The organism is Thalassovita sp. (assembly GCF_034670005.1).
In the GTDB taxonomy this organism is placed as follows: domain Bacteria; phylum Pseudomonadota; class Alphaproteobacteria; order Rhodobacterales; family Rhodobacteraceae; genus Thalassobius.
In genome coordinates, this window is record NZ_JAXMOH010000010.1 from 94,305 (window position 1) to 116,074 (window position 21,770).

At 60.1% G+C, this 21,770-nt stretch carries 20 protein-coding genes; 14 read left to right on the plus strand and 6 right to left on the minus strand.

Features of this window, described 5'->3' with window-relative positions:
• Window positions 1–18: 18 nt before the first annotated feature.
• From VOI23_RS15485 to VOI23_RS15495, 3 genes are all read right to left on the minus strand, one after another.
• Entirely contained in the window at window positions 19–1,221 is a 1,203-nt protein-coding gene (locus VOI23_RS15485) for a UbiH/UbiF family hydroxylase (RefSeq protein ID WP_323785844.1), read from the minus strand.
• 61 nt (window positions 1,222–1,282) lie between these two features.
• On the minus strand, window positions 1,283–1,504 hold the full coding sequence (locus VOI23_RS15490) for a hypothetical protein (RefSeq protein WP_323785845.1): 222 nt from the start codon (window positions 1,502–1,504) through the stop codon (window positions 1,283–1,285).
• Between the two features lie 108 nt (window positions 1,505–1,612).
• Complete coding sequence (locus VOI23_RS15495; protein WP_323785846.1) at window positions 1,613–2,257, minus strand: pyrimidine 5'-nucleotidase; 645 nt, start codon at window positions 2,255–2,257, stop codon at window positions 1,613–1,615.
• 101 nt (window positions 2,258–2,358) lie between these two features.
• On the opposite strand from VOI23_RS15495, the gene VOI23_RS15500 reads away from it, so the two are divergent.
• On the plus strand, window positions 2,359–3,003 hold the full coding sequence (locus tag VOI23_RS15500; RefSeq protein WP_323785847.1) for a GntR family transcriptional regulator: 645 nt from the start codon (window positions 2,359–2,361) through the stop codon (window positions 3,001–3,003).
• Here the strand turns inward: VOI23_RS15500 and VOI23_RS15505 are convergent.
• Both VOI23_RS15505 and carA read right to left on the minus strand, forming a co-directional pair.
• Window positions 2,953–4,884 (minus strand): glycosyltransferase, encoded by a 1,932-nt coding sequence (locus tag VOI23_RS15505; RefSeq protein WP_323785848.1) that lies wholly within the window; start codon window positions 4,882–4,884, stop codon window positions 2,953–2,955. The two genes, VOI23_RS15500 and VOI23_RS15505, sit on opposite strands and share 51 nt — an antisense overlap.
• A gap of 77 nt (window positions 4,885–4,961) precedes the next feature.
• A complete protein-coding gene (gene carA, locus VOI23_RS15510) occupies window positions 4,962–6,122 on the minus strand; it encodes a glutamine-hydrolyzing carbamoyl-phosphate synthase small subunit (protein ID WP_323785849.1) in 1,161 nt (386 codons plus the stop codon).
• 198 nt (window positions 6,123–6,320) lie between these two features.
• On the opposite strand from carA, the gene VOI23_RS15515 reads away from it, so the two are divergent.
• On the plus strand, window positions 6,321–6,779 hold the full coding sequence (locus tag VOI23_RS15515; protein ID WP_323785850.1) for a GatB/YqeY domain-containing protein: 459 nt from the start codon (window positions 6,321–6,323) through the stop codon (window positions 6,777–6,779).
• Window positions 6,780–6,881: 102 nt separating this feature from the next.
• Here the strand turns inward: VOI23_RS15515 and VOI23_RS15520 are convergent, their stop codons facing one another.
• Window positions 6,882–8,063, minus strand: coding sequence for an NAD(P)/FAD-dependent oxidoreductase (locus tag VOI23_RS15520; protein WP_323785851.1), 1,182 nt, complete (start codon window positions 8,061–8,063; stop codon window positions 6,882–6,884).
• Between the two features lie 148 nt (window positions 8,064–8,211).
• Here VOI23_RS15520 and ftsW point away from each other — a divergent pair, with 148 nt between their 5' ends.
• The 12 genes from ftsW (at window position 8,212) to VOI23_RS15580 (ending at window position 21,764) form a co-directional block, all read left to right on the plus strand.
• A complete protein-coding gene (gene ftsW, locus VOI23_RS15525; protein ID WP_323785852.1) occupies window positions 8,212–9,378 on the plus strand; it encodes a putative lipid II flippase FtsW in 1,167 nt (388 codons plus the stop codon).
• 100 nt (window positions 9,379–9,478) lie between these two features.
• The gene (locus VOI23_RS15530; RefSeq protein ID WP_323785853.1) at window positions 9,479–10,576 is read left to right on the plus strand and encodes a UDP-N-acetylglucosamine--N-acetylmuramyl-(pentapeptide) pyrophosphoryl-undecaprenol N-acetylglucosamine transferase; all 1,098 of its coding nucleotides are present in this window, start codon (window positions 9,479–9,481) and stop codon (window positions 10,574–10,576) included.
• A complete protein-coding gene (gene murC / locus VOI23_RS15535; RefSeq protein WP_323785854.1) occupies window positions 10,573–11,973 on the plus strand; it encodes a UDP-N-acetylmuramate--L-alanine ligase in 1,401 nt (466 codons plus the stop codon). Before VOI23_RS15530 ends, murC begins: the two co-directional genes overlap by 4 nt.
• Window positions 11,966–13,162 carry an APC family permease gene (locus tag VOI23_RS15540; RefSeq protein WP_323785855.1) on the plus strand — a complete coding sequence of 399 codons (1,197 nt, stop codon included), beginning with the start codon at window positions 11,966–11,968 and terminating at the stop codon, window positions 13,160–13,162. Before murC ends, VOI23_RS15540 begins: the two co-directional genes overlap by 8 nt.
• Window positions 13,159–13,410 carry a DUF2484 family protein gene (locus tag VOI23_RS15545; RefSeq protein WP_323785856.1) on the plus strand — a complete coding sequence of 84 codons (252 nt, stop codon included), beginning with the start codon at window positions 13,159–13,161 and terminating at the stop codon, window positions 13,408–13,410. The genes VOI23_RS15540 and VOI23_RS15545 overlap by 4 nt, the downstream gene beginning before the upstream one ends.
• A 118-nt stretch (window positions 13,411–13,528) precedes the next feature.
• On the plus strand, window positions 13,529–14,458 hold the full coding sequence (murB, locus tag VOI23_RS15550) for a UDP-N-acetylmuramate dehydrogenase (RefSeq protein ID WP_323785857.1): 930 nt from the start codon (window positions 13,529–13,531) through the stop codon (window positions 14,456–14,458).
• 98 nt (window positions 14,459–14,556) lie between these two features.
• On the plus strand, window positions 14,557–15,471 hold the full coding sequence (locus VOI23_RS15555; protein WP_416376540.1) for a D-alanine--D-alanine ligase: 915 nt from the start codon (window positions 14,557–14,559) through the stop codon (window positions 15,469–15,471).
• A complete protein-coding gene (locus VOI23_RS15560) occupies window positions 15,459–16,322 on the plus strand; it encodes a cell division protein FtsQ/DivIB (RefSeq protein ID WP_323785859.1) in 864 nt (287 codons plus the stop codon). The genes VOI23_RS15555 and VOI23_RS15560 overlap by 13 nt, the downstream gene beginning before the upstream one ends.
• 4 nt (window positions 16,323–16,326) lie before the next feature.
• On the plus strand, window positions 16,327–17,661 hold the full coding sequence (gene ftsA, locus VOI23_RS15565) for a cell division protein FtsA (protein WP_323785860.1): 1,335 nt from the start codon (window positions 16,327–16,329) through the stop codon (window positions 17,659–17,661).
• Window positions 17,662–18,017: 356 nt separating this feature from the next.
• Complete coding sequence (gene ftsZ, locus VOI23_RS15570; RefSeq protein ID WP_323785861.1) at window positions 18,018–19,634, plus strand: cell division protein FtsZ; 1,617 nt, start codon at window positions 18,018–18,020, stop codon at window positions 19,632–19,634.
• 209 nt (window positions 19,635–19,843) lie between these two features.
• Complete coding sequence (gene lpxC, locus VOI23_RS15575) at window positions 19,844–20,764, plus strand: UDP-3-O-acyl-N-acetylglucosamine deacetylase (protein WP_323785912.1); 921 nt, start codon at window positions 19,844–19,846, stop codon at window positions 20,762–20,764.
• Between the two features lie 151 nt (window positions 20,765–20,915).
• Window positions 20,916–21,764: an outer membrane protein assembly factor BamD gene (locus VOI23_RS15580; RefSeq protein ID WP_323785862.1), complete on the plus strand. Its 849-nt coding sequence runs from the start codon at window positions 20,916–20,918 to the stop codon at window positions 21,762–21,764.
• Window positions 21,765–21,770 lie beyond the last annotated feature (6 nt).

Here is a 21,770-nt window from a genome sequence, read left to right on the forward strand (position 1 = left end):
CGATGCCGTGCGGCTAGGTTAGCCTCGTGCGCCCAATCCCATCTGCATCATCGTTTTACGAACTGGGGCAAGCGAATAGATCGCGTTTAACCCGACTGCCCGCAGATCACGCAAGGGACGAGATTGGAGCATCGAAGCACGGTTCAGCAGGTCGATCCCCGCTACTCGTGCGCGCACTTCCGCGTGCCGTCGGCGATTGTAGGTGTCCAGCATCCGGGCGTCGCCCAACCGTTCCGGCGCAGCTTCGGCCAGTTCCAGCAGCACCCTCATGTCGCCCAGTGACATGTTCAGTCCCTGCGCACCGATCGGGGGCACCACATGGGCGGCCTCGGCGACAAGGGCCACGCGTTCGCCCTGCATCCGGTCGGCAACCTGACTGATGATCGGCCAGACGCTGCGGCGCGAGGCCAGTTTCAGCGGCCCGAACAGTGAACAGGATCGTTCGGTCATCGCGGCTTCGAAATCGTCTTCCGCCAGACTCGCCAGTCGCATTGCTTCTGGCCCGCGTTCCATCCAGACCACGGCCGAGGACGGCATGCCCTGATAGTCCGGCAGCGGCACCAGCGTGAACGGTCCGCCAGACCGGTGGATCTCGGTCGATACATTCTCATGCGGGATCGGATGGGTGACGGCAAAGGCCAGCGCTTTCTGGCCGTAGCGGGTGGTTTTCACCTTGATGCCCATCGCGTTGCGCACCGGTGAATTGCGGCCATCGGCAGCGATCACCAGACGGCAGGTAACAGAACTGCCATCGCTCAGCCCGACCCGCGCCATCGCGTCGCGGGTGAACACCGATTTGGTTCCGGTGCCAGGGCGAAATTCGACATTGGGCAGATCGTTCAGCCGCGCCATGAATTCGCGCCGCAAAAGCCAGTTGGACAGGTTCCAGCCAAAAGGCAGATCGGAAAGATCTGTGGCGTTGAAATCCTTCACCACCCGAGGTTCCGGCTGGGCACCTCCGGCATCGACAATGCGCATGATCTGCAACGGCGCGGCATCCGCTTGGACCCGTTGCCACAGACCGGCCTTTTCCAGCAGGGCCTGTGCGGGTTGAAGGAACGCGGTGGTGCGCAGGTCCGACCCTTCGGCATCCCGATCAGTCACCGGCGGGGTCGGGTCGACACAAAGCACGCTGAACCCGGCCGCGCCGAACACGGCCGCAGCGGTCAATCCGGCGACGCCGCCGCCGGACACCAGAATATCGACATCGTAATTTTGCATCGGACTGCCTCCTGAAGCGGCAGGTTAGACCTATCGGCGGGACAGTCCAAGGGCCATCCTGTCACCCTCGGGTAATGGCGATCAGCACGATCCAGATCAGCGGCACCGAGGCCAGCGCGGGAATGTACAGGCCCGGAATACCGAACAGGAAAATGGACAGACCCCAGACCAGCAACAGCAGCGCGACGGCAAGCAGGATCACAGCGTCGCGCGAATTCTTCTTGGGGGCTGCGTCGGATTTGGGGGTGGTGTGGGAAGAATGGGAGGCGTCAGCGAATGTCATTTTCGGTTCCGGTTCAGTTAGAGGTGACCGTTGACATAACATTCATTCGGCCCGCGTGAAGGCGCGGAATCGCCGCAGTGCGGCATCCTGCCCCTCTGGACTTTTGGTCTATTTGATACGTGCCAGAAACGCAGTCAGATCGTCGGTGTGATGATGGATGTGATCTGCGGCATGGGGTTCGGGGGCAACGTGTACCGTACGCATTCCCATCGCGTGCGGCGCCGCCAGGTTGCGCGGGTCGTCTTCGAACATCGCGGCGCGGTCCGGTGTGATTCCATCCCGCGCGAAAATCATCTGAAACGCCTCGATTTCCGGTTTCGGGCGGTATCCGGCATGTTCGACACCATAGACCGCATCGAACAGTCCGGACAGGCCGCGCGCCGCCAGAACCCGTTCGGCATAAGGTGCCGACCCATTGGTATAGACGATCTTGCGCCCCGGCAGGTCTTTGATATGGGCGGCTAGCTGGGTATCTGGTTCCAGATGGTCGAGCGATATTTCATGCACATCGATCAGGTAAGGATCGGGATCAAGATCGTGTTCGCGCATCAACCCGGCCAAAGTGGTGCCGTAGGTGGTCCAGTAGTGATGCCGCAGCTGATCGGCGCGTTCGCGGCTGACGCCGAGTTGATCCATCACGTAGCGGATCATCTTCCGCTCGATCTGATCGAACAGGCGGGCCTGGGGCGGATATAGCGTGTTGTCTAGGTCAAAGACCCATTGATCGACATGGGCGAAATTCGTTTTGGGCATGGCGCAAACTAGGCCCGCGCGACGAATGGTGCAATATGTCAGGGTTGATTACCAACAAGGCCTGCGCATAATCTGCGCGGATTATTGCCCGAACGGGCAGGATGGAAGGAGACCGCCCGGTGCAAAAGGATGCCTATACGCTGATCCTCGAGGCTATTGACACAGGGCTTTACCGTCCTGGGGACCGTCTGGTGGAAAGCGAACTGGCCGACCGCTTCGGGGTGTCTCGCACCCCGATTCGTGAAGCCCTGCAGCGGTTGGAAACCCAATCCTTGCTGGCGCGGGATGGCCGCAGCCTGATCGTAGCGTCCCTTGATCATAATCAGTTGAGCGAACTGTACGTGGTGCGGTCGGAGCTGGAAGGTCTGGCCGCGCGTCTGGCGGCGCGGCACGCGACGCAGGAAGAGGTGGATGTTCTGAAAGAAATGGTCTCAGAAGACCGGGCCTTGGTGAACGATCCGGTAGCTTTGTCGCGCGCCAATCGGCGGTTCCACAAACAGATCCATTTAGCGTCGCATAACCGCTATCTGGTGCAGCAGCTTGATCTGGTGCACCGCACCATGGCGTTGATGGCGACGACATCGCTGGCCGCCGAAGGCCGTGGCGAAGGCGCGCTGGCCGAACATACTGCTATCGTCGATGCGATCGAAAAACGCGACGAAGACCGTGCCTATTCAGCGCTCAAGGCTCATATATCAAAGGCGTTCACCACCCGTCTTAAGCAGGATTCTCTTTCCAATATCTGACCGGCTGAACTCCGATGTTTCAGGCTTTGGCTGGGGCGTGCCCGGGGGCAGCGACAGCCCGTGCTTTGTCTTGTCCCAGTAGAACGGCTGAAACACCAGTTCGAAAATCGCTTTGTAGGCAGCAAGAACACCTAGCGGAAAATAGAGATGCAAAGTCGGCAGCCAGGGCAGTAAATGCCGGTGATCCGGACCTGACACCGCTTTGATCGCATACCCGACACTGCAGATTTCAACGGCAAAAAAACAATAGCTGGTGGCGCGTAGCAGACCCGGGGCGACAAAACCGGTCAGCGGATGCGGCAGGCCGAACACCAGCAGCCAGCACGACCACAGTAGCGGGGCCAACAGAAACTGAGACAGAGCCGTGATGAAATGCAGCTGGAAACCAAGGAATTTCCATGCACCAAGCTGCTGCAGCAAAGTTGCCGGGTTTCGCATATGCACCAGATAGGTAACCATATACCCTTTCAGCCAGCGCGACCGCTGCTTGACCCAGGGCAGGAGGTGGCAATTGGCTTCCTCGCTGGTGGTGGTCTCTAGCATTTCGGTGCGATAACCATGCCGGGCCAGACGGAAACCCAGATCGGCATCTTCCGTGACGTTAAATGCGTCCCAGCCGCCCAGACGCTCCAACACGTTTCGGCGGAAAAACAAAGTGGTCCCACCCAGAGGAATGGCAAAACCAAGCCGCGCCATGCCCGGCATAAGCACCCGGAACCAAGTGGCATATTCCGCGGTGAAACAGCGAGCCAGCCAGTTTTGCCGGGAGTTGTAGTAATCCAGCACCCCTTGCAGGCAAACGACATCCTTCGCTGCGGTTCTGAAGTGATCGACAACTTTCTCGATTTGATCCGGGTCGGGCGCGTCTTCGGCATCAAAGATGCCAACGATGTCGCCGCGACAGAAATCGAGCGCATAATTCATCGCCCGTGGTTTGGTCCTTGGTTGACCATCCGGCACGGTCACCACCCGCATCCAGCTCGGCAGGTCCGCCACGGACAGGGCTTTTTTCGTCGTCAGATCGTTTTCTTCCAGGATCAGCACTACGTCGAGCAACGATTTGGGATAGCTCAACTGCTGTAGCCGGTTGACCAGAACATGAGCCACCTCGCTTTCCTTAAACAGCGGCACAAGGATGGACACTTTGGGTCGTTTAACCGGGTGCTCTGGTGGGGGCTGTGGCGAAGGGGCAGGGCGGGTCAACAGGGACAGAAAGGATGCCATTTTCATCGCCGCAGTGATGAGCAGGGTGAAACAAGCCCAAAGGGTCAGGGTGGCAAAAACCGCTTCGGGAGCCTGCGCGGTCACCAGAATCAACAGCGCCACGAAAAGGGCCGTGAACACGATGCGTCGGTGCGGATACTGGCCCCAATTGCGGCAGCTTTCCTTGCTATTGACGCGGGTCGCGGCGGCATCTGTCAGGTGGGAGCGGAAATGATCCGCCAGCCGGTCCTGAATCGCCTGTTCCTGCGCCAGCGCCCAATCGATGCCGCGCACGCGCCCTTTAAACCCCAAATCGAAAATGCCCACTTTGCCGGGGCGGCTGGTCGCGATCTGGACGCGACCGTTTTTCAGTCGCAGCGGCAGGGTCGCGTGTTTCAGGCACAGACGCGGGTCGAACCGGTTCAACAGGGCGGGATCCGGGACAAGTTCGGCGGCTTCGAGATAGTCAAGGTCGAGCCAATCAGCATGGTGCCGCTGCGCTTCGTTTTCTTCCAGCACTTGCTGCGCGACAAGAATATCGCAAAGCGAACAGTCGGCCAGTGCCATTTCGCCATAAGCGGCCAGAAGCTGAGCCGCAGATAAAACCCCGCGATCCAGCAAAAACTGCCCGAAATTCCGCGATCTTTTCCTGTGGTCGATGCGTTGAGCGGCATACATATTCTGCGCCTCCGGGAGCAATTGCTCAGGAGACAGCATCGCGCCGCACGGTTAATGCGCGGTTAAGCAGTTTTTAGTCAGGCTTTGACTCGCGCGGTCATTGAGTCCGCAAACCGTTCGAACAGGTAAAAACTATCCTGCGGTCCGGGGCTGGCTTCGGGGTGGTGCTGCACAGAAAAGACCGGTCGGTCGGCCAGGCGGATACCACAATTTGAGCCATCGAACAGCGAAATATGTGTCTCGACAACGCCCTCGGGCAGGGTCTGGCTGTCGACTGCGAAACCGTGGTTCATCGAGGTGATTTCCACCTTGCCGGTTTCATGTTCCTTGACCGGGTGATTGGCGCCGTGATGGCCGTGGTTCATCTTGATGGTCTTGGCGCCAAGCGCCAGCGCCAGCATCTGGTGGCCCAGACAGATACCAAAGACCGGCAGATTGGCCGCCAGAATACCCTTGATCATCGGCACTGCGTAAACCCCTGTCGCCGCCGGGTCGCCCGGGCCGTTTGACAGGAAAACCCCATCGGGACCATGCGCCAAAACCTCTTCTGTCGTGGCGGTGGCGGGCACGACAGTCACGTCACACCCGGCCGAGGCAAGGCAGCGCAGGATATTGCGTTTGGCACCGAAATCGATGGCGACGACCTTGTGCTTGGGCGCGGTCTGACGGCTGTAGCCTTCGGGCCAGGCCCACCGCATTTCGTCCCAGCGATAGGATTGCGCGCAGGTCACGTCCTTGGCCAGATCCATGCCTTCGAGCCCCGCAAAGTCGCGCGCCTTGGCAACCAGCGCCTCGATGTCGAAATTGCCCTCGGGATCGTGTTGCAGCGCGACATGCGGCGCGCCCTGCTGGCGGATCGCCCGGGTCAGTCGGCGGGTGTCGATGCCGCCGATGGCAATCCGGCCCCGGCTGGTCAGCCATTCAGTCAGCGTCTGTGCCGCGCGCCAGTTGCTGGGCTCGGTCGGGTCCCATTTCACCACCATGCCGGATGCGACCGGATTAGCAGTTTCGTCATCATCCGGGTTGACGCCCACATTGCCCACATGCGGGAAGGTGAAGGTCACGATCTGCCCGGCATAGGAAGGGTCGGTCATGATTTCCTGATAGCCGGTCATCGCAGTGTTGAAACACAGCTCGGCTTGCGCGGTGCCGGTCGCGCCAAACCCCTTGCCATAAAAAATCGTGCCATCGGCAAGAGCGAGGCAGGCGGTCGGACGGGTATCGGTCTGCTGGGCCATGGGCTTTCTCCGGCGATCTGGGCAAATTGGCGGATATCTACGGCTGGCCGGACAGGGGGTCAAGGCCCCGCGCTGTGAAAACCCACGGCTTTGGGGTCTGTTTTGGCGCTTGCAGGGAGGCGCAAGCGGACAGGTTGTCAGTCCGGCTGCAATTGACTAGGGTCGGCGGCTATCGAAACCCCTAGGGGAAGGGATCAAATGGGTATGCGCGAACGGGTCACAACGGCCCTGAAACAAGCCATGAAGGACAAAGCCACGCTACGGTTGGCGACTTTGCGCCTGATCAATGCCGCGATCAAGGATCGCGATATCGCGGAACGCGGCAATGGGAATGAAGACGGCGTTGGCGATACCGAAGTGCTGGCGATTCTGGGAAAGATGGCCAAACAACGCCAGGAAAGCGCGCGCCAATATGAAGAAGCCGGGCGGCTCGACCTTGCTGAACGGGAACTGGCCGAGATCGAAGTGATCGAGGATTTCCTGCCGCGCAAGCTGAACGAGGACGAGGTTGCGAAAGCAATTGACGCTATCATTTCCGATGTCGGTGCCGATTCGATCCGCGACATGGGCAAGATCATGGGCGCATTGAAGGCCAAATATACCGGCCAGATGGATTTCGGGTCGGTCGGGCCAATGGTCAAGGACCGGCTGTCCTGACAGCCGGTACAATAAGCAAGTATACAAAACCCCGCCCATCGTGGCGGGGTTTTGATTTTGGCAAACTGACATTGGATGTCCGGGCCGATTTGGCCTGTGGGCTCAGCCTTGCGCTGTGATCGACGACCCGGCGGCAAAACCCGACGACCATGCCCATTGGAAATTGAACCCGCCGAGCCAGCCAGTCACATCGACGCATTCACCGATGAAATAGAGCCCTGGAACGGTCTTGGACATCATCGTTTTGGACGATAGCCCGTCTGTATCGATCCCGCCCAATGTGACTTCGGCGGTGCGATAGCCCTCCGATCCGGTCGGGACCAGGTCCCACCCGGTCAGTCGGTCACATAGCGTGCGCAGAGCGGTGTCGCTCTGATCTGCGAGATTGCCGCTCAACTTCCAGTCGTCCACCAGATGTTCGGCCAGCCGTGACGGCAGCATTTGGGCCAAAACCGTCGACAGGTTCTTGCGACCGGCCTGTTGACGCTGGCTGCGCAAGGTTTCGTATGGATCGGAATTGGGAAACAGGTTGATCCGGACCGTGTCGCCTTCGCGCCAATAGGATGAAATTTGCAGGATCGCCGGACCTGACAGCCCACGATGGGTAAATAGCATCGCTTCGTCGAAGCTGGTGTTGTTGCAACTGACGCGCACGGGCAGGGCAACACCTGCCAACCCGGCAAAACGCCCGTCGGGGAAGGTCAGCGGCACCAGCCCGGGGCGGGTTTGGGTCAGCGCATGACCGAATTGCCGTGCAATGTCATAGGCCAGACCGGTTGCCCCCATCTTGGGGATGGATTTGCCTCCCGTCGCGATCACCAGATTTTGGCAATCAACGGTTTTCTGTGCGCTTTGGTTTTCGATTGTCAGCCGGAACCCGGTTTCGGTCTTGTTGACCGAGGTGATCTTGGTTTGCAGCCACATCGTGGCCCTTGTCTGTGCCATTTCGTCCAACAGCATGGCAACGATCTGCTTTGCGCTGTCATCGCAAAACAGTTGGCCCAGCGTCTTTTCATGCCAACCAATTCCGTGTCGCCCGACCAGATCGAGAAAATCCCACTGCGTGTAGCGCGCCAGCGCTGACTTGGCGAAATGCGGGTTCTGGCTAAGAAAATTTGCGGGCCCGGCGTGTAAATTGGTGAAATTGCAGCGCCCGCCGCCGGAGATGCGGATCTTTTCCCCCGGCGCCTTGGCGTGGTCCAGAACCAGAACATCGCGTCCGGCATGGATCGCGCACATCATGCCGGCGGCTCCGGCACCGAGGATGATCGTTTCAAATTGCATGGTTGCGGGCCTGCCCGAAACCACCGCTTTTGACAAGGGTGCGCTGCAATCAGGCGCTCAAAAAGCTGGTCAGCGAATCGCATTCGCGCTAAACTGCGACCCAGACCCCGAAAACGGGGCGATGTTGAGGCAGATACGGCGGTAACCCATGACGGCAATGGTGCATGGTTCCACCCCTTTACGGGATGTGGAACCGGTTCTTCCAAAATGGTGGCGGACAATCGACAAGTGGACGATGTCCTGCATTCTGATCCTGTTCGGGGTTGGGCTTCTTCTGGGCTTTGCGGCGTCGCCGCCGCTGGCGGAAAAGAATGGCTTTGCGCCCTTTCATTACGTGCAGAAACAAGCCTTTTTCGGAGGACTGGCGCTCACAGCGATGTTCCTCACCTCGATGATGACGCCGACACTGGTCCGGCGTCTGGCGGTGCTGGGCTTCACGGTCTCCTTGTTGGCCGTGCTGGCGCTACCGATCTTCGGGACCGATTTCGGCAAAGGCGCGGTGCGCTGGTATTCGCTGGGCTTTGCCAGCGTGCAGCCGTCGGAATTCCTCAAGCCCGGTTTCGTGGTGGTGGCGGCGTGGCTGCTGGCTTCGGCGCAGGAAATCAACGGGCCGCCGGGGCGGATGTGGTCGTTCTTACTGACCGTTTTCATCGTCTTCGTGCTGGCGTTGCAACCCGATTTCGGTCAGGCTTCGCTCATCCTGTTTGGCTGGGGCGTGATGTATTTCGTCGCTGGTGCGCCGATGCTGCTGCTGGTCGGTATGGCCGGGATGGTGGTGCTGGCAGGCAGCTTTGCCTATGGCAATTCGGAACATTTCGCGCGCCGGATCGACGGGTTCCTCAATCCCGATATCGATCCCACCACGCAGTTGGGCTATGCCACCAATGCAATCCGCGAAGGCGGTTTTTTTGGGGTTGGCGTCGGCGAAGGTCAGGTGAAATGGTCGCTGCCTGACGCCCATACGGATTTCATCATCGCGGTGGCGGCAGAAGAATACGGGCTGATACTGGTGCTGTTCATCATCGGGCTTTTTTCCCTGATCGTGCTTCGGTCGTTTTACCGGCTGGTGAAGGAACGCGATCCGTTCATCCGGTTGGCCGGAACCGGGCTGGCGGCGATGTTCTGCGTTCAGGCTCTGGTCAATATGGGTGTGGCGGTGCGTCTGCTGCCTGCCAAGGGGATGACATTGCCCTTTGTCAGCTATGGCGGTTCATCTTTGATCGCCGGTGGTATCGCAGTGGGCATGTTGCTGGCCTTCACCCGGACCCGACCGCAGGGGGAAATCGGCGATATTCTGCGCGGACGCTTGCGGTGACGCGATCTTCCCGTTTCCTTGCGGGCGCGTTTTCTCTAGAAGGAAACGCCACGGAAAATTCGAAATTTACCGGCCCTGCGGGGCCGGGTAGGAGGCCTCAATGACCGCTCCGCTTCTTGTTATCGCTGCTGGCGGCACAGGGGGGCACATGTTTCCCGCCCAGGCGCTGGCCGAAGTCATGTTGCGCAAGGGGTGGCGGGTAAAACTGTCCACCGATGCGCGCGGCGCGCGCTATACTGGCGGTTTCCCTCACACGGTGGAAATCGAACAGGTCTCAAGCGCCACTTTCGCCCGTGGCGGCCTGTTGGCCAAGGCTTTGGTGCCGTTTCGCATTTTGGGCGGTGCCGTTGGCATGACCCTGAGAATGATGCGCGACCGACCGGCGGTTGTCGTGGGCTTCGGCGGATATCCGTCGATCCCGGCGCTGGGCGCGGCGGTTCTGTTGCGTCTGCCGCGGATGATCCATGAACAAAACGGCGTCCTGGGCCGGGTCAACAAGATTTTTGCCAAGCGCGTCGATCAGATCGCCTGTGGCACATGGCCGACGACCCTACCCGAAGGCATTGAGGGACATCACGTCGGCAACCCGGTGCGGGCGGCCGTGCTGGAACGCGCCGGTGCGGGCTATATCGCCCCGGGCGATTATCCGATGTCGATTTTAGTGATCGGTGGCAGTCAGGGGGCGCGCATCCTGTCCGATGTGGTGCCCGCCGCCATCGCGGCACTGCCCGAAGATTTGCTGGCTAATATCCGTGTTGCCCACCAGGCCCGCGATGAAGACGGCGACCGCGTCGCCCGGTTCTATGCCGAGCATGACATTGCCGCCGATGTGCAGCCATTTTTTCACGATGTGCCCCGCAGGATGAGCGAGGCGCAGCTGGTGATTTCACGCGCCGGGGCGTCCAGCGTCGCCGATATCAGCGTGATAGGGCGGCCTTCGGTCCTGATACCCTATGCGGCTGCAACCGCCGATCACCAGACCGCCAATGCCCGCGGGCTGGTCGATGCCGGCGGCGCGATCCTGATCCCGGAAAACCGGCTTGATGTTGCCGCGCTGGCAGAGCAGATAACCGCGGTGCTGACCAACCCGCGCGGCGCGTCGATGATGGCGCAGGCGGCATTGTCGCGTGGTAAACCCGATGCGGCGCAGGATCTCAGCGAAATGGTCGAGACGCTGGCAGAGAAAGGCAAGACATGAATGGGGCAACCAAACTTCCCGTCGATATCGGACCGATCCATTTCGTGGGCATCGGCGGCATCGGCATGTCGGGCATTGCAGAAGTTCTGATCGACCACGGCTATGCGGTGCAGGGCAGCGATCTGAAAAGTTCGAAAATCACCGAACGTCTGGCCGGGATGGGGGCAAAAGTTTTCGAAGGTCAGCACGCCGAGAACCTCGAAGGGGCGGAGGTCGTGGTGATTTCATCAGCCATCAAACCGGGCAACCCGGAACTGGACGAAGCGCGCAGGCTGGGCCTGCCGGTGGTGCGCAGGGCCGAAATGCTGGCCGAATTGATGCGGTTGAAATCCAACGTGGCCGTGGCCGGAACGCATGGCAAAACCACCACCACCACGATGGTGGCGGCGCTGCTGGACGGCGGCGGCATTGATCCGACGGTCATCAATGGCGGCATCATTCATGCCTACGGATCGAACGCTCGGGTGGGGGCCTCTGACTGGATGGTGGTCGAAGCCGATGAAAGCGATGGCACGTTCAACCGGTTGCCCGCGACCATCGCCATTGTCACCAATATCGACCCCGAACATATGGAACATTGGGGTACGATCGAAAACCTGCGTCAGGGTTTTCTCGATTTCGTGTCAAACATCCCCTTCTACGGGTTGGCTGTTTGCTGCACCGATCATCCCGAAGTGCAGGCTTTGGTGGGCAAGATCACCGACCGACGGGTGACCACCTTCGGCTTCAACGCGCAGGCCGATGTGCGGGCGGTCAACCTGACTTATAAGGCTGGCGTGGCGCATTTCGACATCGCGCTGCAGGTCGATGGCCAGATGATTGAGGGCTGCACTCTGCCGATGCCCGGGGATCACAACGTATCCAACGCTTTGGCGGCGGTCGCGGTGGCTCTACATCTTGGCATGACAGCTGATCAGATACGCGATGCTTTGGCCAGTTTCGGCGGCGTGAACCGGCGCTTTACCAAGGTAGGTGAGGTCAATGGCGTCACCATCATCGACGATTACGGCCATCATCCGGTGGAAATCGCCGCCGTGCTGAAAGCCGCGCGCCAGGCTACCGAGGGCCGGGTGATCGCCGTGCATCAGCCCCACCGCTATTCCCGGCTGCATTCGCTGTTCGACGATTTCTGTGCCTGCTTCAACGAAGCCGACGTGGTCGGTATCGCCGAAGTCTTTGCCGCAGGCGAGGACCCGATCGAGGGCGCCAGCCGCGACGATCTGGTAGCCGGTCTGATCCGCCACGGTCACCGCCATGCCCGCGCGATCAGGTCCGAAGACGATCTGGAACTCATGGTGCGCGAACAGGCGCGGCCGGGTGACATGGTTGTCTGTCTTGGTGCCGGGACGATTTCGGCCTGGGCCAACCGGTTACCGGAACGCCTGAGGGATGGCTGAAGCGCTCAAGCGACGGATCGGACCGGTTGTCCTGACGCTATACGGCATCGGTATCATGGTGGGCGCGGGTATTTACGTGCTGACCGGGGCTGTGGTCGGGGCGGCTGGCATGTGGGCGCCGGTTGCGTTCCTGCTGGCGGGTCTGGTCGCGATCCCTTCGGCGCTGTCCTTTTCCGAACTCTCGGCCCGTATACCCGAAGCTGCGGGCGATTCTGCCTATATCGAGAAAGGGCTGGGCCTGCATTGGCTGGCCGTTCTGGTCGGCTTGATCAATGTCGTTGTCGGCACCGTCGCCGCTGCCGCCGTGCTGCGCGGCGGAGTCGGTTATTTGTTGGCGCTGGTCGATATCCCGTTTGTCTGGGGCGTGGTCGGCCTTGGCGTGCTGCTGACCGTGGTGGCGCTGATCGGGGTACTGGAAAGCCTGAGCTTTGCCGCGATCCTGACGCTGATCGAAATCGCCGGGTTGGGCATGGTGATCTGGGCCGGGTTCAGCGTGGCGGCACCCGTCGCCGATTACCACCTGCCTCTGCCGTCGCCGGAATGGGGCGGCATTGCATTGGCCATGATTTTTGCCTTTTTCGCGTTCATCGGGTTTGATGACATTGTGAATGTAGCCGAAGAAACCCGCAGTCCCGCGCGAACCATGCCGATTGCGATCCTTGCGGCGCTGGCTGTGACCGCGTTGCTTTATGCGCTTGTGTCGCTGGCTGCGATCCGCGCGGTGCCGCGCGAACTGCTGGCGGTGTCGGATCGTCCCTTGGCATTGGTCTGGGAAGCCGGGGCAGGCCGGTCAGCGGCTTTTCTCAGCGCGATTGCCGTCGCGGCGGCGCTGAACGGCGTTCTGGCGCAGATCGTCATGGCCAGCCGGGTGCTGTACGGTCTGGGCAAACGATCGCTTTGGCTGACCATGTTCCGTCGCACCAATGCGCGGCTGGGCACGCCCGTTCTGGGAACGGTTCTGATCGGTGCGGCGACGATTGTCTCGGCCCTGACCTTGCCCGTGGCGGTGCTGGCCGAAGGGTCGACGCTGGCGCTGCTGGTGGTCTTTGCCATCGTCAACGCCGCCCTGATCGGGGTGAAGCGCAAGCAGCCCGAGGCCGATTTCAAAGTGCCGTTGTGGATGCCATGGCTCGGTATTCTGAGCTGTATCGCCACCTTCGCGGCGTCGTTTCTGGGAAAATTGGGATGAGCCTGTCTTTTGGTCTTGCTTGCGGCTGGCTGGTGCTGGTCAATATTCTGGGGCTGTTTCCAAGTAAACGTAATCATTGGCCGCAGGCCTATGCAATGATCGCGCTGGGCGTTCCGATCCTGATCTATCTGATTTACCAGAACGGGCCATGGATGGGTCTTTTGTTCCTGGCCTCTGCGATGTCGGTGCTGCGCTGGCCGGTGATTTATCTGGGCCGCTGGATCAGACGGCAGTTGGGGCGCGGATAAGGCGCATCCGGCTTTACAAGTGCAACCCGCTGCGTCTTGCGGCGGTATGGTACCAGAGCCGTTTGCCCCTTGCGGGTTTTGCCATTAAGACGCGTTGGACCGAATTGAGGGCGCGAAGATGATCCAGAACTTACCGCAGGTGCGCGGACGGCTGACCGAAGACAAACCGCTGTCCGATCTGACATGGCTGCGCGTTGGCGGGCCGGCGGATGTGCTGTTCCAGCCTGCCGATATCGCCGATTTGCAGGCTTTCCTGCGCGTGCTTCCCGGTGACGTGCCGGTGTTCCCTATGGGCGTGGGCAGCAACCTGATCGTGCGCGATGGTGGCCTCAGGGCGGTGGTGATCCGGCTGGGACGTGGGTTCAACGGGATCGAAATCAAGGATAATCGGGTGATCGCAGGCGTGGCGGCGCTTGATGCGCATGTGGCGAAAAAGGCGGCCGAGGCGGGGTTGGATCTGACCTTTTTGCGGACCATTCCCGGCAGCATCGGCGGCGCGGTGCGGATGAATGCGGGCTGCTATGGGGCCTATGCGGCGGATGTTTTTGTTTCAGCCCGCGCAGTGACGCGTCAGGGTGACCTGGTCGAACTGGGCCCGGAAGATATGAAATTCCAATATCGCCAAAGCGACCTGCCCGAAGGCTGGGTTCTGGTCGAGGCCACGTTCGAAGCCCCTTCGGGCGATCCGCAGGCCCTGACCGACCGGATGGAGGCGCAACTGAAAAAGCGCGATGACACCCAGCCGACCAAGGAACGCAGCGCTGGCAGCACCTTCCGCAACCCGGCCGGATTTTCCAGCACCGGGCGCGCCGATGACGTGCATGACCTCAAAGCCTGGAAAGTGATCGACGAAGCCGGGATGCGCGGCGCATCCCGCGGCGGGGCGCAAATGAGTGAAAAACATTCGAATTTTTTAATCAATACCGGCGGTGCGACAGCGGCCGACCTCGAAGGTCTGGGCGAAGAGGTTCGAAAAAAGGTTTACGAAAACAGCGGGATCACGCTAGAGTGGGAAATCATGCGGGTCGGTGAACCGATCCCTGAATAAGCGCCGCTAAAAGGCGCAAGCAGGCGGGCCGGAACAGGTCCATACATAAAGTAATAAAGGCCGCACAAGCGGTCATGCAGTTGAGGCACAGTGTGGGTATGTCGAGCAGGGCAAACCCGGTAGTGGCGGTATTGATGGGCGGCCCCTCGGCCGAACGCGAGGTGTCGTTGACAACCGGGCGCGAATGCGCCGCGGCGCTCCGGGAAGAAGGCTATGAAGTGATCGAGGTCGATGCGGGCCGCGATCTTGCTTTGCGCCTTTCCGAACTCAAGCCAGATGTGGTTTTCAATGCGCTTCACGGTCGCTGGGGCGAAGATGGCGGTGTCCAGGGATTGCTGGAATGGATGGGGCTGCCTTATACCCATTCCGGCGTGCTGGCGTCGGCTTTGGCGATGGACAAAGAGCGCACCAAACTGATCTATCGTGAGGCCGGTCTGCCGGTGGTGCCCAGCAAACTGGCCACCAAGGCCGAGGTCGAGGCGCGCCATATCCTGCCGCCGCCCTACGTGGTCAAACCCTATAATGAGGGATCGAGCGTCGGCGTCTACATCGTGCAAGAGGCCGCCAATGGTCCGCCGCACCTGTCCGAAGACATGCCCGATACGGTCATGGTCGAAGAATATGTGCCGGGCCGCGAAATGACCGCAACGGTGATGGGGGACCGGACCCTGACAGTCACCGATATCTATTCCGACGGTTGGTATGACTACCACGCCAAATACGCGACAGGCGGGTCGCGTCATGTGGTGCCCGCCGACCTGCCGCAGGATATTTTCGACGCCTGTCTCGATTATGCTTTGCGCGCGCATCAGGCGCTGGGCTGCCGTGGTTTCAGCCGCACCGATTTCCGCTGGGATGAAGCCCGCGGTCTGGACGGCCTGTTCCTGCTGGAAACCAACACCCAGCCGGGGATGACACCGACCTCGCTGAGCCCTGAACAGGCAGAGGTGATGGGGATAAGCTTTGGCGCGTTGTGCCGCTGGTTGGTGGAGGACGCCTCATGCAACAGGTGACCCGCCCCGATCCGGCGCCGTCGCGCTGGTCCTACCGGATGCAGCGATTGATGCTGACGCCGCTGTTTCGGTTTTTGCTGCGGGTTGGGTTGCCGATGGTGGTGACCTTTGCTGCGCTGTCGATCTACTTTGCCCAAGAGGGCAATCGAGACACCTTCAGGCTGTGGGTTTCCGATATCCGTAACGAAATCGAAACCCGACCGGAATTCATGGTCAAGCTGATGGCCATAGACGGCGCCGGGGGCAGTGTGGCCGAAGATATCCGCGAAATCATCCCGATTGATTTCCCGATCAGCTCTTTCGATCTTGATCTGGACCGGATGCGTCAAACCATTGCCGAACTGCCCGCTGTCAAAGATGTCAGCGTGCGGGTGCGCCCGGGTGGTGTGTTGCAGGTCGATGTCACCGAACGGCTGCCGGTGATCCTGTGGCGGGGCGAAGACGGTTTGGCACTGTTGGATGAACACGGATACTACGTCGGTCAGGCCGAAAGCCGGATCAAATATGCGGATTTGCCGCTGATCGCGGGCGAAGGCGCGGACAGGGCGGTACCCGAAGCTCTGGCTTTGATTCAAGCGGCGGGGCCGCTGCGGTCTCGTATGCGTGGATTGGTCCGTATGGGCGAACGGCGCTGGGATCTGGTGCTGGATCGTGAGCAGCGCATTCTACTTCCTGAGGACAAGCCGGTTCAGGCATTAGACCGGGTTATTGCACTGCATCAGGCGCAGGACGTCATGGCGCGCGATCTGGCGCAGGTCGATATGCGGATCAGGTCACGCCCGACAATCAGAATGAACGAAGCCGCCGTCGAGCAGTGGTGGCGCATTAACAAGATCGGTTTCAAGGACTGACGGCATGATAGAACTTTATGAATCCCAACGGGCGATGCGGGCAATGCGCAAGGCGGCGATGCAGCGGGGTGTTGTCGCTATTCTGGACGTGGGCAGTTCGAAAATATCCTGTCTGGTGTTGCGTTTCGATGGTGCCGAACAGGGTTTCGAAAGCGAAGGGATCGGCCCCCTGGCCGGGCAGGCGGGGTTCCGGGTGATCGGGGCGGCGACGACCCGGTCGCGCGGTGTCAAGTTTGGTGAAATCAGTGCCATGCAGGAAACCGAGCGGGCGATCCGGACCGCGTTGCAGGCGGCGCAGAAAATGGCGAATATCCGGGTCGATCACGTGATCGCCTGTTTTGCCGGGGCCGAGCCGCGCAGCTATGGTCTTGCCGGTCAGGTCGAGGTCGCAGAACAGATCGTTTCGGAACAGGATATCAGTCGGGTGTTGTCGGCCTGCGAGGTGCCCGATTACGGTATGGGGCGTGAAGTGCTGCACGCTCAGCCGGTGAATTTCGCGCTCGATCACCGGTCGGGTCTGGCCGATCCGCGCGGACAGATGGGCAATACGCTGTCCACCGACATGCATATGCTGACCATTGATGGGGCGGCGGTGCAGAATCTGGCGCATTGTGTCAAACGTTGCGACATGGAATTGGCCGGGATCGCCAGTTCGGCCTATGTGTCGGGAATCTCGGCCTTGGTTGAAGATGAACAGGAACTGGGCGCGGCCTGCATCGACATGGGCGGCGGCGCCACCAGCATTTCGATCTTCATGAAGAAACACATGATCTATGCTGACAGTGTGCGCATGGGCGGCGATCATGTGACCGGCGATATTTCGATGGGGCTCTCGGTGCCATATAATACTGCCGAACGGATCAAGACTTTTTACGGTGGCGTGGTGGCGACCGGGATGGACGACCGCGAAATGATCGAAATCGGCGGCGATACCGGCGATTGGGAACATGACCGGCGCTCTGTCAGCCGGGCCGAACTGATCGGCATCATGCGCCCGCGCGTCGAGGAAATACTGGAAGAGGTCCGGGCGCGGTTGGATGCGGCCGGCTTCGAACATCTGCCCAGTCAACAGATCGTTCTGACCGGTGGCGGCAGCCAGATCCCCGGCCTTGATGGGCTTGCCAGCAAGATCCTGGGCCAGCAGGTGCGCCTGGGACGGCCTTTGCGCGTGCACGGCTTGCCGCAGGCCGCGACCGGACCGGGATTTGCCAGCGCGGTGGGCATGTGCCTGTTTGCAGCCCATCCGCAGGATGAATGGTGGGATTTCGACCTGCCGGTGGATCGCTACCCGGCGCGGTCGCTGAAACGTGCGGTAAAGTGGTTCAGGGACAACTGGTGATCCGCAAAAGCCTCAAAAGAGGGGGTGACGGGCGGAATTCTCTGCGTTAAGTTATCCACAACCACATGTGTAAAAGTGGACAAGACCGAGGACCGGGCAGGCCCTCTGAACATAATTGGCCGGACTGCGTCGCGTGAATTTCGCGCGCGGGGTTCGCTTTGCCTTGTGCTCCGGAGCTGTTGGTCCGCTAAATCTGTGCGGGATTGGCAAGATACCGCAGGTGCAACCCCGGTTTTGTCCATATTTCGTGGTGAAATTGCGTTTTTTTGATGACGCATGGGTTGGTTCTCGCTACCATCGACGATAATAGGCAGAAAAACCGCGAATGCGGATCACAACATCAGGCGGATAGATCCATGACATTGAACCTTTCGGTGCCCGGGCACGACGACGACTTGAAACCCCGTATCACTGTGTTTGGCGTCGGCGGCGCGGGCGGCAACGCTGTGAATAACATGATCGAAAAAGATCTGACCGGCGTTGACTTCGTGGTTGCCAATACGGATGCACAGGCGCTGCAACAATCCAAGACCGATACACGCATTCAGCTGGGCGTGAAAGTCACCGAAGGTTTGGGCGCAGGCGCGCGGGCAGCGGTCGGCGCGGCGGCTGCAGAAGAAAGCATTGAGCAGATCGTCGATCATCTGGCCGGGGCGCATATGTGCTTCATCACTGCCGGTATGGGCGGCGGCACCGGCACCGGCGCGGCTCCGATCATCGCCCAGGCGGCGCGTGAACTTGGCGTCCTGACCGTGGGTGTGGTCACCAAACCGTTCCAGTTCGAGGGCGCGAAACGGATGCGTCAGGCCGAGGAAGGCGTCGAGACGCTGCAGAAGATGGTCGATACGCTGATCATCATCCCGAACCAGAACCTGTTCCGCCTGGCCAACGAAAAAACCACGTTCACCGAAGCGTTCAGCATGGCCGACGATGTGCTGTATCAGGGTGTGAAGGGCGTGACCGACCTGATGGTCCGGCCGGGCCTGATCAACCTCGACTTTGCCGATGTCCGTGCCGTGATGGATGAAATGGGCAAGGCGATGATGGGCACCGGCGAAGCCGATGGCGAAGATCGCGCAATCCAGGCCGCAGAAAAAGCAATTGCCAACCCGCTGCTGGACGAAATCAGCCTGCGCGGTGCCAAGGGTGTTCTGATCAACATCACTGGCGGGCACGACCTGACCTTGTTCGAACTGGACGAAGCCGCCAACCGCATCCGCGAAGAAGTCGATGCGGATGCCAATATCATCGTCGGCTCCACGTTGGATACCGGCATGGAAGGCCATATGCGCGTTAGCGTCGTTGCCACCGGTATTGATGCGGCAGATGTGAATAGCGAACTTCCGGTTCCGCGCCGTTCGATGGCTGCGCCGCTGACCCAGACAGTCAGCGCCGAAGCCGCGAAAGCCCCGGTCGCAGTCGAAACCGTGCCGCAGGAGGTGCCGGCGGAACCCAGCCTGTTCGAGGATCTGGATGCGCAGCGCGCCGCGGCAGAAGACCAGATGGAAGACATCTTTGAAGAAGAATACGAAGCCGAAGGCGATTTGCCGCCCCCGGCCTATCAGCCGCAGGTCGCGCAGTTCAATCCGCAGTCCGATGCGTATGAAGCCGAACCGGAAAATCTGGAAAGCTTCGTTGCGCCCAAGGCCCGTCCCGTCGGGCAGCCCTCGGACGAAGCCATGGCCCGTTTGCAGGCCGCGGTTCACAACGTGCCTTCGCAGCAGGCCGCGCGGCAACAGCCGGTGCAGCAGGCGGAGCCAGCAGCGGAACAAGGTCAGGCTGATCGCAGCCGCTTCGGTCTGAATTCGCTGATCAACCGTATGACCGGTCATGGCACCGAGGCCGCACCGCAGCAGCATGCTGGCCGTCAGCAGCCGCAGCTGCGCGCTCAGCAACCGGTGGCACAACCCGAAGCGGACCCGGAACAGGAACGGATCGAAATCCCCGCATTCCTGCGCCGTCAAGCGAACTGACGCGGAATACCAGATCAATGAATGGGCCGCCTTTTGGCGGCCTTTTTCGTTTTTTTACAAAGCGTTATCGCGTTAATGCGCGGAAAACGGCGCATCTGTGGACCGGATGTTTCAGTACGTTACAAAGATTGAGTTGAGCCTACTTTAGGCTAGGGGTACCACGTCCCTGTGGTGCTCAAAGAAGCATCAACAAGATGTTGGGGAAGATCTTGCAGACAACTCTTAAAGGGCCGGTCACATTCACTGGCATTGGACTGCATTCAGGGAAACCTGTCCGTATGACGCTCAGACCGGCTATGGCCGATCAGGGGGTCTGGTTTCGCCGTACCGACGTTCTGTACAAGGACGCAATGGTCGCTGCGCATTGGAATGCGGTAAAACAATCCCCCCTTTGCACCCGGATCGAAAATGATGCCGGCGTGTCGGTTTCTACCATCGAACATGTCATGGCGGCGCTTTCGGGCTGTGGGGTGCATAACGCTTTGATTGATGTCGACGGGCCCGAAGTACCTATTCTCGATGGCAGCTCTGCCAGCTTCGTGCGCGGCATTCTGTATAAGGGTCTACGCGTACAGGCCGAACCGGTGCGCGCGATCAAGATTTTGAAGCCGATCGAGGTGACACGGGGCGACGCATGGGCCCGGCTGGAACCGCATGACGAATTGCAGATTGATTTCCATATCGATTTTACCGACGCCGCAATCGGGGTTCAGAAAAAATCTCTGGCGATGGCCAATGGCAGCTTCGTGCGTGAACTTAGCGATTGTCGCACCTTCTGCCGTCAGTCGGATGTCGATACGATGCGTGAAAACGGTCTTGCCCTCGGTGGCACACTGGAAAACGCCGTTGTGGTCGAAGGCGACAAGGTATTGAGCCCGGGCGGGCTGCGCCGGAACGACGAACCGGTGCGGCACAAGATGCTGGATGCCCTAGGCGATCTGGCGCTGGCGGGAGCGCCGATCATTGGGCGCTATATTGGTCACCGTGCCGGACATGCGATGACAAACGATTTGCTGCGGGCTTTGTTCGCGCAGCCCGATGCATTCCGTATGGTCACCTGTGACCGCGATCTTTTGGCGCGTTTGCCCGGCGTTGGCGTGCATCTGGGCGAAATTCCGGCCGTCGCGTGATCCCCGCGACAGGTCGGGAAAGCTTTACCTGAGCGTTCCCAACGTGAAATCCAGCCAAAGGCGTTTTGCACCGGAATTTTCTGTGCTAGGACCAGAACGAGCAAGGGATCTAACATCCCTGATAAGGGTCCAGACGAGGGTGAGACAGGTCATGACAGGCAGCGGATCGCGCAAACGGGTGATCGGTGTTCTTCTTCTGGTCGGACTGCTGGCCGGTTGCAGCGGGCAGGGCGCGCTGGATCGCGGCGAAGTTCCTCTCGAAGACTACACCGCCGAACAGATTTACGGGCGTGGTGAATTCGAACTGGACCGCAATCGGCCGGAAAAGGCCGCGTTTTTCTTTTCCGAAATCGAACGGCTTTATCCCTATTCCGACTGGGCCAAACGGGCGCTGATCATGCAGGCCTTTTCCTATCATCAGGACAAGGACTATGAAAACAGCCGTGCGGCGTCGCAGCGCTATATCGATTTCTATCCCACCGATGATGACGCCGCCTATGCGCAATACCTGTTGGCGCTCAGCTATTACGACCAGATCGACGAAGTCGGCCGCGATCAGGGACTGACTTTCCAGGCGTTGCAGTCGCTGCGCACAGTGATCGAACGCTACCCCGACAGCGAATATGCCCGCTCTGCGATTCTGAAATTCGAACTGGCCTTTGACCATCTGGCGGCCAAGGAAATGGAAATCGGCCGCTATTATCTGCGCCGTGATCATTTCACCGCCGCGATCAACCGGTTCCGTGTGGTGGTCGAGGATTTCCAGACCACGACTCACACGGCAGAGGCCCTGCACCGTCTGGTCGAGGCTTATCTGTCGCTGGGTCTGACCGATGAAGCGCAGACCGCAGGCGCGATTCTGGGCCACAATTTCCGTTCCACCGAATGGTACGAGGACAGCTACAAGCTGTTGACCGGACAGGGGTTGGAAATGAAGGCGAAGGGCGACAGCTGGCTCAACCAGATTTATCGTCAAATGATCAGGGGCAAATGGATCTGAGCGACC